The 11785-nt window shown below is 68.8% G+C and carries 12 protein-coding genes and 1 riboswitch; of the genes, 4 read left to right on the top strand and 8 right to left on the bottom strand.

Going from position 1 to position 11785, the window contains the following annotated elements; translation table 11 throughout:
* Positions 1-15 precede the first annotated feature (15 nt).
* A riboswitch (cobalamin riboswitch) is annotated at positions 16-237 on the bottom strand.
* 172 nt (positions 238-409) lie between these two features.
* The 3 genes from OU416_RS28755 to OU416_RS28745 are packed head-to-tail and all read left to right on the top strand — an operon-like array spanning position 410 to position 2411.
* A complete protein-coding gene (locus OU416_RS28755; protein WP_270930162.1) occupies positions 410-1345 on the top strand; it encodes an ABC transporter ATP-binding protein in 936 nt (311 codons plus the stop codon).
* Positions 1342-2178 carry an ABC transporter permease gene (locus OU416_RS28750; RefSeq protein WP_270930161.1) on the top strand — a complete coding sequence of 279 codons (837 nt, stop codon included), beginning with the start codon at positions 1342-1344 and terminating at the stop codon, positions 2176-2178. The genes OU416_RS28755 and OU416_RS28750 overlap by 4 nt, the downstream gene beginning before the upstream one ends.
* 8 nt (positions 2179-2186) lie before the next feature.
* Positions 2187-2411: a helix-turn-helix transcriptional regulator gene (locus OU416_RS28745; protein ID WP_270930160.1), complete on the top strand. Its 225-nt coding sequence runs from the start codon at positions 2187-2189 to the stop codon at positions 2409-2411.
* Between the two features lie 76 nt (positions 2412-2487).
* Here OU416_RS28745 and OU416_RS28740 read toward each other — a convergent pair whose 3' ends face one another.
* Together OU416_RS28740 and OU416_RS28735 are read right to left on the bottom strand one after the other, a co-directional pair.
* Complete coding sequence (locus tag OU416_RS28740) at positions 2488-3672, bottom strand: cytochrome P450 (protein ID WP_270930159.1); 1185 nt, start codon at positions 3670-3672, stop codon at positions 2488-2490.
* 252 nt (positions 3673-3924) lie between these two features.
* The gene (locus tag OU416_RS28735) at positions 3925-4809 is read right to left on the bottom strand and encodes an NmrA/HSCARG family protein (protein WP_270930158.1); all 885 of its coding nucleotides are present in this window, start codon (positions 4807-4809) and stop codon (positions 3925-3927) included.
* 107 nt (positions 4810-4916) lie between these two features.
* Here OU416_RS28735 and OU416_RS28730 point away from each other — a divergent pair, with 107 nt between their 5' ends.
* Positions 4917-5498 carry a TetR/AcrR family transcriptional regulator gene (locus OU416_RS28730; protein ID WP_270930157.1) on the top strand — a complete coding sequence of 194 codons (582 nt, stop codon included), beginning with the start codon at positions 4917-4919 and terminating at the stop codon, positions 5496-5498.
* Here the strand turns inward: OU416_RS28730 and OU416_RS28725 are convergent.
* The 6 genes from OU416_RS28725 to OU416_RS28700 all read right to left on the bottom strand — a co-directional run bounded on the left by OU416_RS28725 (position 5464) and on the right by OU416_RS28700 (position 11728).
* The gene (locus OU416_RS28725; protein WP_270930156.1) at positions 5464-5850 is read right to left on the bottom strand and encodes a DUF5946 family protein; all 387 of its coding nucleotides are present in this window, start codon (positions 5848-5850) and stop codon (positions 5464-5466) included. The two genes, OU416_RS28730 and OU416_RS28725, sit on opposite strands and share 35 nt — an antisense overlap.
* A 306-nt stretch (positions 5851-6156) precedes the next feature.
* Positions 6157-7158, bottom strand: a complete 1002-nt coding sequence (locus tag OU416_RS28720) for an ABC transporter ATP-binding protein (protein WP_270930155.1) — start codon at positions 7156-7158, stop codon at positions 6157-6159.
* Positions 7151-8161: an ABC transporter ATP-binding protein gene (locus OU416_RS28715; RefSeq protein ID WP_270930154.1), complete on the bottom strand. Its 1011-nt coding sequence runs from the start codon at positions 8159-8161 to the stop codon at positions 7151-7153. The genes OU416_RS28720 and OU416_RS28715 overlap by 8 nt, the downstream gene beginning before the upstream one ends.
* Positions 8162-8171: 10 nt before the next feature.
* Positions 8172-9128: an ABC transporter permease gene (locus OU416_RS28710; RefSeq protein WP_270930153.1), complete on the bottom strand. Its 957-nt coding sequence runs from the start codon at positions 9126-9128 to the stop codon at positions 8172-8174.
* Positions 9121-10047 carry an ABC transporter permease gene (locus tag OU416_RS28705; RefSeq protein WP_270930152.1) on the bottom strand — a complete coding sequence of 309 codons (927 nt, stop codon included), beginning with the start codon at positions 10045-10047 and terminating at the stop codon, positions 9121-9123. The genes OU416_RS28710 and OU416_RS28705 overlap by 8 nt, the downstream gene beginning before the upstream one ends.
* 64 nt (positions 10048-10111) lie before the next feature.
* The gene (locus OU416_RS28700; protein WP_270930151.1) at positions 10112-11728 is read right to left on the bottom strand and encodes a peptide ABC transporter substrate-binding protein; all 1617 of its coding nucleotides are present in this window, start codon (positions 11726-11728) and stop codon (positions 10112-10114) included.
* Between the last annotated feature and the right edge of the window lie 57 nt (positions 11729-11785).

The raw sequence follows: 11785 nt of genomic DNA, 5'->3' as shown, positions 1-11785 counted from the left end.
ACCGCGCGCGCCGGGTCGGCGAGCGCACCGGTGGCAGGTCTTCGGACTCGCGGGCGTTCTCCGGCTCGGAGGCTCCTACTGGCCGTCGCTTCCCAGACCTCCCGGCCCAGTGCTCGATGACGGCGGTCGTTCCCGCTCACCGCTGCGGGGCAGTCCCGGATTCGCACCGGGTTCCCTCTTGCCTCGCCCGCCTCCGGAACCTCCGGGAGCAGGCGAACCACCAGCACGGCCAAGGCTATCGACCGGCCCCCCGATGGCAAGACCTGTCGGACCCCCGACCTCCGGCCGACGCCGCTGAAGTCGATCTATACCGCGCTGAGATCCGCGCCACACACGATCAGCCCAGTCCGCTGAATGTAGTATGTGTACTACATCAAGACGAATTCTCAATACAGAAAGTACTGGGGAGATGACAGCGACCAACGAACCTGCGGCGTTGGCCGGGACCGCGCTCGACGTCAAAGACCTGCGGATGACCTACGGCACGACCGACGTGCTCAAAGGCGTCGACTTCACCGCCCGCCGCGGTGAGGTGGTGGCGCTGCTGGGGCCCAACGGGGCGGGCAAGAGCACCACGATCGAGATCCTGGAGGGCTTCCGGATGCGCTCGGGCGGCGACGTCCGGGTCCTCGACGCCGACCCGGCGCACGGCGACGAGCGCTGGCGGGCGCGGCTCGGCATCGTGCTGCAGTCCTGGCGCGACCACGGCAAGTGGCGGGTGCACGAGCTGCTGTCGCACCTGCGCGGCTACTACACGCCCTACGCCGAGCCGTGGAACACCGACGAGCTGATCCAGGCCGTCGGCCTGACCGAGCACGCGGGCAAGCGGATCCGGCAGCTCTCCGGCGGCCAGCGACGCCGGCTGGACGTGGCGATCGGCATCGTCGGCCGCCCGGAGCTGCTGTTCCTGGACGAACCGACGGTCGGCTTCGACCCGCAGGCCCGCCGCGAGTTCCACGACCTGGTGCACCAGCTCGCCGACGACAACACCACCATCCTGCTCACCACGCACGACCTGGACGAGGCCGAGAAGCTGGCCGACCGCATCCTGGTCCTGGCGGGCGGGCGCATCGTCGCCGACGGTTCCGCCGACCAGCTCTCCCGCCAGGTCGCCGCCGATTCCGAGATCAAGTGGTCCGTCGACGGCACCAGGTACGTGCACTCCGCGGCGGACGCGACCGGTTTCGTCCGGGAGCTGTTCGCGCAGCACGGCGAGGCCGTCGCCGACCTCGAAGTGCGCCGGGCGACGCTGGAGGACACCTACATGGCGCTGGTGCAGGCGCACGAGTCCGGGCGCGGCGAGGCCGCCGCGCTGCAGTTCGCGAACGTGGAGGTGCAGCGGTGAACGCCAACGCGGTGCGCGTCGGACTGCGGCGCGGGTGGATCGAGTTCCGCCAGACCTGGGGCAACCGGCAGGACCTGCTGGGCTACCTGATGCCGACCCTGATCCTGCTCGGGGTGCTGTCCTTCCAGCGCGAAGCCGTGGTCCCGGGCATCTCGCTCGGCGCCACCAGCGTGCCCGGGGTGCTCGGCATGACCATCGCCTTCGGCGGGCTGGTCAGCCTGGGGCAGCTGATGGTCACCGAGCGCGAGGACGGCACGCTGCTGCGCGCCAAGGCCATGCCGCACGGCACGCTCGGCTACCTGATCGGCAAGCTCGTGCTGGTCACCGGCATGACCCTGACCAGCATCGCGATCCTGCTGATCCCGTCGCTGGTGATGTTCGAGGGCTTCACGCTCGGCATCGGCTCGCTGCTGGGCATGCTCGGCATGACGGTGCTGGGCCTGGTCGCGACGATCCCGATCGGGGCGACCGTCGGTTCGCTGTTCACCAGCCCGAGCAGCATGGCGCTGATCATGCTGCCGATGATCGGGCTGATCGTGATCTCCGGGATCTTCTTCCCCATCACCACGTTCCCGGAGTGGGTGCAGTGGATCGCGCAGGTCTTCCCGGTCTACTGGCTCGGCCTGGGCATGCGCTCGGCGCTGCTGCCGGACGAGATGATGGCGGTCGAGATCGGCGAGTCCTGGCGGCACCTGGAGACCATCGGAGTGCTCGGCCTGTGGTCGGTCGTCGGGCTCGTCATCGCCCCGGTGGTGCTGCGCCGGATGGCGCGGCGCGAGTCCGGCTCCACCGTGGCGGCACGGCGCGAGAAGGCCATGCAGCGCGTGGTCTGAGAGGGAACATGAGCGAAACGATCTACAACCGCATCGCGATGCTGCGCGCGGAACGCGGAACCTCCCGCCGCGAACTGGCCGAAGCCCTCGGCGTGCACTACCAGACGGTGGGCTACCTGGAGCGGGGCGAGTACAGCCCGAGCCTCCACCTGGCCCTCCGGATCGCGGAGCACTTCGAAGTCCCGGTGGAAGTGGTCTTCTCCACCCGCCCCTTCCCCCGCCTCGGCACCTGATGCGGCGGAGCCGGGTGACCTGGACGTCCTGGAAGTCGACGTCCGGGCCACCCGGCTCATGACACCGGTGCAGCGGCTAGTTCTCAGCCGGCGTACCAGTACCAACGTCGGGACGGCTGGCGGTTGAAGATGCGTCGCAGCGTGGCCATGGTGCTTCACCTCCTTCCAGGAACGCGCTTCCCCTGGTGGCTCGGGTGGTGCGGTGCAGCGTGAAGGGCCGGGGGACGGCAACCTCCTCCACCGTCGGGCGCGTGTCAGCGCTGGAAACGGCCATGTCGGCATTCCTGGCCACCGCGGTCACGACTTCGACCACCAGCTCCTGCGCGACGGCGGCCCCGGAGCAGATGAACGGCCCTGCGCCGAAGGGGATGTACGGGCCGCGCCCGCCCGGTTCGCTCCAGCGCTCGGGCCGGAATTCACCGGGGTCGGTCCAGTGCTGTTCGTCGTGGTGGAGCAGGTAGGGGCTGATGGACAGCAGGTCGCCCGGCCGGAAGGTGATTCCGGCGATGTCGGTGGCAGCTGGAACGGGGCGGCTGATCATCCACACGCTCGGGCGGTGCCGCGACGATTCGCGCACGACGGCGTCGATCGGCCAGGGCCCCGACGACCCGTGAACGCAGGCCAGCAGCACCGACCACGCCACCGAGGAGCTGATGGGCACCACGATCGCCCTGAAGAACATCAGGTACAGCACAGCGGTATCCCGGTGGGTGAGGGAACCGGGGCGCGCTCGGATGACGGCGTCCAGCATGTCGCGGGGCCCGCGAACAGCAGCGCCAGCTGCCAGCCGCCGCCGCACTTCCTCGGTCAGCGCAGACAGGAACCGCTTGCGCAGCACCTCCGCCCACGCTCGTTGCCGCACGCGTGAAAGGCGGACGATCACGCCACCGCGCACGGCCCGTTCGGCCAGCCGCCGCAGCTCGGGCGGGGAGTCAGGAGCCAGCAGCAGGTCGCCCAGGGCCCGGTGCACGAGTCCGGTCGCCGCTTCGGGCCACCGGCTGTCGGCGGGCAGGCCGGCGACGGCCGCCACGAGCCGGTCGCGGCACTCGGGCATCCGCGCTCGGAGGAAGTCCCGGACGGCGCGGCCGACCTCGACTTGGGACTGCCGCGAGGTCAGCAGCGGCCCGAAGAAGCCGGACGGCCCTTCGTGGAAGTCCGGGTCCCGAAGCAGGTTCCACGCGAGATTCGTGTTCCTGACGCACCAGCCGCCCCCGGGCAGCCGGAACACGTCCGCTGAGGTGCTGCGGTACAGATCCTCCATGAGACCCAGCGGGTCTCGCCGAAGTCGGCGCCTGTCCGCGATCCCCATCGGAAGACCGTCCCCGAGTGCCGGTCTGGTGCTGCGTCAACGAGTACCGGCTCGTGGTCCTCCCCGCCCGCGGCACCACCCGACGGCGCCGGGGTTCACCTCGCGATGGTGGCGCTCACTCACACCGGCGAGCCCCGATCGCCGGATCCGGTTTGCGGTCTTGCGGAAGTCCGCACCGGACGCGGAGATCCGGGTCGCACGAGATCAGCCCGCGAGGTGCTGCCCGGCGAGCCAGGACTCGAAGGTGAGCAGGCCCGGGTGGATCTTGCGGAGGGCCGGGACGTCCACGGCGCTGAGGTCGAGTTCGTTGAGCGCCTTGTAGGCGCGGTACAGGACCGGGTTCTGGTCGCGGAGCGGTTCGAGCGGCATCTCGACGTGGCGGAACTCGCGGCCCGCCGCGCGGGAGAGCGCGGCGGCGATCTGCGGCGGCGTGAGCGAATCACCGGCGATCTCCAGCGCTTCACCGACGTAGGTGTCCGGGTTCTCGAACGCCAGCGCGGCGAAGGCCCCGATGTCCTCCAGCGCGATCAGCGGTTGCGACACGTCCGCCCGGACCGCGCTGACCAGCTCGCCGTCGCGGGCCGACTGGCCCGGCATCATCGCCAGGTAGTTCTCCATGAACGACACCGGCCGCAGCATCGTGGCCGGTACGCCGAGCTCGCGGATGTGCTGCTCGACCGCACGCTTGTTCTCCAGGGTCGGGATGCCGGTCGCCCGCTCCGCGTTGAACGCCGAAGCGTAGACGAGGTGCCCGACTCCGGCGTCCTTCGCAGCACTGGCCACGTTCTCGCCCCACCGGACTTCGTCCTCGGGCTCGATGTCCGGCGTCAGCTCCTGCGTGACGAAGGTCGGCTGAACGCTGAAAACCCCTTGCACACCGCGCATCGCCGAGTCGAGCGCCGCCCGGTCGCCCATGTCGCCTTCGACCACCTCCGCTCCCGCGTCGGCGAGCCTCCGGGCCGCCGCGCCCGCGGCGCTGCGGGTGAAGGCGCGCACTCGCCAGCCCCGCTTCAGCAGGTGGGTCGCCGTGGCACCGCCCTGCTGACCGGTGGCACCGACGACGAGCACGGTCTTGTCTGCTGTGGACACTGCTGCCTCCGCTGATCCGGAACGAAGCGGAACGGTCGCCCCGCTTACCTCCGGCGACTATACGGAACGCACGCCCCGGTTGTCCACGGGCGCGCTAGGATCAGGACGTGACGGCCACGAACAACCAGGGGAAACGACTGCGCGCGGACGCCCAGCGCAATCGGGATCGCGTGCTCGCCGCGGCTCAAGAGCTGTTCGCCGCTGAAGGCCTCGCGGTCCCGCTGGACGACATCGCCCGCCGCGCAGGAGTGGGCCCGGGCACGGTCTACCGCCACTTCCCCACCAAGGAAGCGCTGTTCAACGCGGTCGTCTCCGAGCGGATCCGGCGCATGGTCGACCGGGCCCGCGACTTGGCGGAGGCCGACGACCCCGGCCAGGCCTTCTTCGACTACTTCCGCCTGGTCGTCGAACAGGCCGCGCTCAACAAGGACATCTGCGACGCGCTGGAATCGACCGGCAGCCGAGCGGAAGCGACCTGCCTGGCCCACGACTTCGACATCGCGCTCGGAATCCTCCTCGAACGAGCGCAGCGCTCCGGTGCGGTGCGCGCCGAGATCACCCCGGCGGAGCTCCACTCGCTGATCATCGGCTGCACCACCATGCACCGCCGCGCAGCAGCCGAGAAGCGCGCGCCCCAGGAGATCGAGCTCGTCCTCAACGCCCTCCGCTCGCCCCTCGCCATGCGGTGATGGTGTCCTCCGCCCAGGCGGTGACGCGTTCCGGGAAGCCGTCGGCGGGGAAGGTGCCGTCTCGAGCGACGTCGGCGATGGTGACGCCGAAGACTGCGGGCGGGTCTGACATGCCGGGCCCGCTGTCGGGTAGCGCGGCGCCGCTGTTTCGGTGGGAGTTGGCGCGGCGAACTCGTTCGGTGAGCCGCGTGGTGGCCGCAAGACCTTCGTCGACGTAGGTGTTCAGGATCGCCCAGGCCCGGCCGCGCCCAGAGGCGGGCGAGCGGCGGGGGTGCTGGAGGAGGAAACAGGCGACCGTGACGCCGTGCAGAGGCCCCCATGGCGGACGGCGGGAGTGATCGAGCGCGAGCACGTCTTGGAAGAGCTCCTCGCACGAGCGGGGTTTCGCCGGCGCTCCGCACTCAGGACAGACCAACTCGCTTCCCGGAGCGTCACTTCGAACAGTCATGGCGGCCCCTTCCTCGCGCGATGTGCGGACAGCAGATCAGCCATCGCCAACGTGATGACTCCAGCCGATGGGGAGTCAGCGGCGGGCGTTCGTGCGCGCCCTCGAGAGCGGCGCGCTCGGCGGGTGAACCACTCGGTCCGGTGATGAGTGAAGGGCACCTTTCGCCAACTAACTTGGCGAAAGGTGCCCTTCACCTCGACGAGCTTCGCGTCAGGAGACCACGTGGGGGCGTTCCTCCGCGAAGTGGCAGGCCGAGGGGTGGTTGCCGAGGCGGACCTCCAGCTGGGGGACCTCCTCCGCGCAGCGGTCCTGGGCCTTCCAGCAGCGGGTGCGGAAGCGGCAGCCCGACGGGGGGTTCGCCGGGCTCGGGACGTCACCGGTCAGGCGGATGATCTCGCGCTTGCCGCGCAAGGTCGGGTCCGGAACCGGCACCGAGGACAGCAGCGCCTGCGTGTACGGGTGCTGCGGGTGCTCGTAGATCTGCTCGTCCGTGCCGATCTCGACCATCTTGCCCAGGTACATCACCGCCACCCGGTCCGACAGGTGGCGGACCACCCCGAGGTCGTGGGCGATGAAGACGTAGGACAGGCCGAACTCCTTCTGGAGGTCTCCGAGCAGGTTCATCACCTGCGCCTGGATGGAGACGTCCAGCGCCGACACCGGCTCGTCGCAGACGATCACCTTCGGCTTGAGCGCCAGCGCCCGCGCGATGCCGATGCGCTGCCGCTGACCGCCGGAGAACTGGTGCGGGTAGCGCTGGATGTGCTCGGGGTTGAGCCCCACCACCTCCAGCAGCTCCTGCACCTTGCGCCGCCGCTCGCCCTTCGGCGCCACCTCCGGGTGGATCTCGAAGGGCTCGCCGACGATGTCGCCGACGGTGCGCCGCGGGTTCAGCGAGGTGTACGGGTCCTGCAGCACGATCTGCAGGTCGCGCCGCAGCTTGCGCAGCTCGGCGCCGCGCATCTTGAACATGTCGCGGCCCTCGAACAGCGCGCTGCCGCTGGTCGGCTTCTCCAGCCGCATCAGCACCTGCGCCAGGGTCGACTTGCCGCAGCCGGACTCGCCGACCACGCCGAGCGTCTCGCCCTTGTTCAGGTCGAACGACACGCCGTCGACGGCCCGCACCTGCCCGATGGTCCGCTTGAACAGCACGCCCCGCGTCACCGGGAAGTGCTTGACCAGGTCCTTCACCTGGAGGATCGGCTCAGCCACGGCTCATCAACTCCTCGGCGAAGTGGCAGGCGCTGATCCGGCCCAGCCCGAGCTGGTGGTTCGCTGGAACCTCCGTGCTGCAGCGCTCCTCGGCGCGCGGGCAGCGCGGGTGGAACGGGCAGCCCGGCGGCGCCGCGAGCAGGTTCGGCGGCAGGCCCTTGATCGTCTCCAGCTCCTGGCCCTTGAGGTCCAGCCGCGGGATCGACCGCATCAGCCCCTCGGTGTAGGGGTGACCCGGCTTCTTGTACAGCGAGTACGCGTCGGAGGACTCCACGATCCGCCCGGCGTACATCACCACGATCCGGTCCGCGACCTCGGCGACCACGCCCAGGTCGTGGGTGATCAGGATCAGGCCCATGCCGCGCTCGCGGCGCAGCTCGTCGAGCAGGTCCATGATCTGCGCCTGCACCGTGACGTCCAGCGCGGTGGTCGGCTCGTCGGCGATGAGCAGGGTCGGGTCCAGGGCCAGCGACATCGCGATCATGGCGCGCTGCCGCATGCCGCCGGAGAACTGGTGCGGGTACTCCTTCACGCGCTGCTTGGCGTTCGGGATCTTCACCTGGTCCAGCAGGTCGACCGCCTTGTTCATGGCGTCCTTGCGGGACATGCCACGACGCAGCCGGAGCTGCTCGGCGATCTGGAACCCGACCGTGTAGACCGGGTTCAGCGCGGACAGCGCGTCCTGGAAGATCATCGCCATCGACTCGCCGCGCAGCTCGCGCCGCCGGCTGTCGGAAGCGGCCAGCAGGTCCTCACCGCGGTAGCGGATCGCGCCCCCGGTGATCGCCCCCGGCGGGATGTCGAGGATGCCCATGACGGTCTGCGCGGTGACGCTCTTGCCGGAGCCGGACTCGCCCAGCACCGCCAAGGTCTCACCGGCGTCGACGTGGTAGTTGACGCCGTTGAGGACCTTGGCCACCCCGTCGCGGGTGCGGAACTCCACGTGCAGGTCCTCGACCTCCAGCAGGCGTTCCCCCGCGGTCTTCTCGTCCTCAGTAGACAAAGGGATTCTCCTACTTCTGCTTCGGGTCGAGCGCGTCGCGCACGGCGTCCCCGAGCATCACGAACGCCAGCACCGTGACCACCAGGAACGCCGCCGGGAAGACCAGCAGGTGCGGCGCGACGGTGATGTACTGGCGCGAGTCGGCGATCATCACGCCCCAGGACACCACCGGGGACCGCAGCCCCAGGCCGAGGAACGACAGCGTCGCCTCGACGGCGATGAAGGACCCGAGCGCGATCGTGGCGTACACCAGGACCGGCGCCAGGCAGTTCGGCAGCATGTGCCGCAGGATGATCCGCACCGGTCCGGCGCCCAGGGCGCGCGCGGCCTTGACGTAGTCCTGGTTGCGCGCCGAGATCGCCGCGGACCGCATGATCCGCATCGAGATCGGCCAGGACAGGATCGAGATCGACAGGATCACCAGCGAAGTGATCTTGAAGGCGTCGGGGATCTCGGTCGCCGGGTTCAGCGTGGTCAGGATGACGATCGCGCCGAGCACGAACGGCAGGCCGAGGAAGATCTCGCCGAACCGGGACAGCAGGTTGTCCAGCCAACCGCCGAAGTAACCGGCGATCAGGCCGAAGATCGAACCGATCACCACCGTCAGCAGGGTCGCCATGACGCCGACGATGATCGAGGCGCGGGCCCCGTAGATGGCGCGGGCGTAGATGTCGCGGCCCTGCGTGTCGTACCCGAACCAGGCCTCCGCCGACGGCTTCTGCCGGGACCTGGCCAGGTCCATGTGATTGGGGTCCACCGAGGTGAACAGCTGCGGGAAGGCGGACATCACCAGCAGCACGAAGATGATCGCGATCGAGATCAGGAAGATCGGCCGCTTGCGCAGGTCGCGCCAGGCGTCGCCCCACAGCCCGCGCGCCTTCTGGTTCTTGGCCGGTTTCTCCGCCGCGGTCTCCGGCCCGGTCGGGGCCGGATCTGAGGTCAGGCTGGCAGCGCTGGATTCAGTCATATCGGATCCTCGGGTCGAGCACCGCGTAGAGCATGTCCACGAGCAGGTTCATCAGCAGGTACACCAGGACCAGCAAGGTCACGATGCCGACGACCGTGGTGCCTTCCTTGGTGAGGATGGCCTTGTAGACCAGCCCGCCGATGCCCCGAATGTTGAAGATGCCCTCGGTGACGATGGCACCGCCCATGAGCGCGCCGAGCTCGGTGCCCAGGAACGTGATCACCGGGATCAGCGAGTTGCGCAGCAGGTGCACGCCGACGACCCGCTTCGGCTCGAGGCCCTTGGCCACGGCGGTGCGCACGTAGTCGGCGCGCTTGTTCTCCATCAGGCTGGTGCGGGTCAGCCGCGCCACGTAGGCCATCGACGTGCTGCCCAGCACGAAGCCCGGCACGATCAGCTCGCCCCAGGTGGCCTGGGAGCTCACGCTCGGCGTGATGATGCCCAGCTCGGTGCCCAGCACGACCTGCAGGATGAAGCCGGTGACGAACACCGGAAGCGAGATCAGGAACAGGGTCGAGACCAGCACGAGGTTGTCGGCGAACCCGCGCCCGCGCAGACCGGTCAGGATGCCCGCGCCGACACCGATCAGCGCAGCGAAGGCCAGCGCCACGACGGCCAGCCGCAGGGTGATCGGGTAGGCGTCGGCAACCAGCTGGTTGACCGCGATGCCCGAGAACGTCTCGCCGAAGTCACCTGTGAGGATCTGCCCCAGGTACTTGAAGTACTGAACGATCACCGGGTCGTTCAGGTTGTACTTCTCGGTCATCTCCGCGATGTAGGCGGGCGGGCACGGCCGGTCCCCGCAGCGGCCGGCGAACGGATCACCGGGCAACGCCCAGATAAGGGCGTAGATGATGAACGTCGTCCCGATGAACACCGGGATCAGCTGCAGCAACCGCCGCAGCACGTAGCGTCCCACGTCAACCTCCTCCAGGACGCAAGTCGGGTCCGGCCCGCATCGGGCCGGACCCGGACTCACCCGATCAGGACTTCAGCTTGACCGTCTCGAAGTTCAAGTTCCGGTCAAAGGTCACCGTCGCACCTTCCAGCCGGTCGGACCAGCCGACGACGGCCTTCTGGTTCCAAAGCGGGATGGACGGCATGTCCTTGGCCAGGACCTTCTCGGCCTCGAAGTAGAGCTTGTTGCCCTCTTCCACGCTGGGCGCCTGGTCAGCGCGGTTCATCGCCTCGTTGAACTCGGGGCTGTCGTAGCGCATGTAGTTCGACGACGCACCGGTGCGGTAGATCTTGCCCAGGAAGGTCTCCGCCGCCGGGTAGTCACCCAGCCAGCCGAAGCGGAACGGCCCGTTGTGGGCGTTCTCCTTGTGCATCTTCAGGAACTCGGCGAACGTCGGCACCGGGTTGTAGACGCAGTCCACGCCCAGGTTGTTCTTGAACTGGCCGCAGATCGCCTCGATCCACTCCTTGTGACCACCGTCGGAGTTCGAGGTGATGGTGACCGGGCCCTGGAAGCCCGCCTCGGTCAGCAGCTGCTTGGCCTTCTCCGGGTTGAACTCGCAGAACTCACCGCAGCCGCCGGCCTGGTAGCCCGGGATGGCGTCGGCGATGACCCAGCCGGTGGCCGGCTCGTAGCTGTTCTGGAAGACCGTCGAGGTGATCTGCTTGCGGTCGATGGCCATCGAGAGGGCCTGCCGCACCTTCGGGTTCTGGTACTTCGGGTCGTACAGCGGGACCTGCAGCGCGTTGTTGCTCAGGATCGCCTTGGACTCGCCGCGGTCCTGCAGGTCGGTCTTCCACTTGTCACCGACCATCGCCGACGGCGGCAGCTGGTCGACGAAGTCGAGGTTGCCCGAGACCAGGTCCTGGTAGGCGGTCTCCAGCTCGTTGTAGATGCGGAACTCGATGCCGTTGATCGCCGGCTTGTTCTTGCCCGCGTACTGGTCGTACTTGGTGAGCTTGATGAACGCGTTCGGCTGCCGCGAGTCCCACTTGAACGGACCGTTGCCGACCGGGTGCTCCTCGAACGCCTTCTGGTCGGCGTAGAAGCTCTCCGGCAGCGGCGAGAACGCGGTGTAGCCGAGCATCACCGGGAAGGTGGCGAACGGCGCGTCGAGGGTGACCTCGAAGTTCAGGTCGTCGACGACCTTCAGGCCGGACATCTCCTTGGCGGTGGGAGCCGGGCCATCGCCCTCTTCCCCGCCCGGGTTGACCTCCTTGTAGCCCTCGATGTGCTCGAAGAAGGACGTGGCGGACTGGCCGTTCGGGCCGTAGGCGGCGAAGTTCCAGGCCTTCACGAAGCTGTTCGACGTGACCGGCGTGCCGTCGTGGAAGGTCCAACCCGGCTTGAGCTTGATCTTGAAGACCTTGTTGTCGGTCGTGTCGATCGACTCGGCGACCGCGTTGTACGGCTCGGTCGTCTTCTCGTCGTAGTCGACCAGGCCGGTGAACATCGCCTTCAGCACGTTGCCACCACCGGTCTCGGTGGTGTTGCTCGGCACCAGCGGGTTCTCGGGCTCGGTGTGGTTGACCGAGACGATGCCGTCACCGGCCTGGGCACCACCGCCACCGCCGCAGGCGCTGGCGAACAACCCCACCGCGAGCGGGGCCGCGACCCAGGCGACCAAGCGTCGTTTCCGCATTTAGCGTCCTCCTGTTTCCACGCGCTCCCCGGAGGTTCATTCCCAGGGCATCACGCG

Origin of the sequence: Saccharopolyspora indica (assembly GCF_027853965.1) — a bacterium.
Lineage (GTDB): Bacteria > Actinomycetota > Actinomycetes > Mycobacteriales > Pseudonocardiaceae > Saccharopolyspora > Saccharopolyspora indica.
Note: the sequence above shows the minus strand (reverse complement) of the source record. Positions and strands in the feature narration are given on the sequence as shown.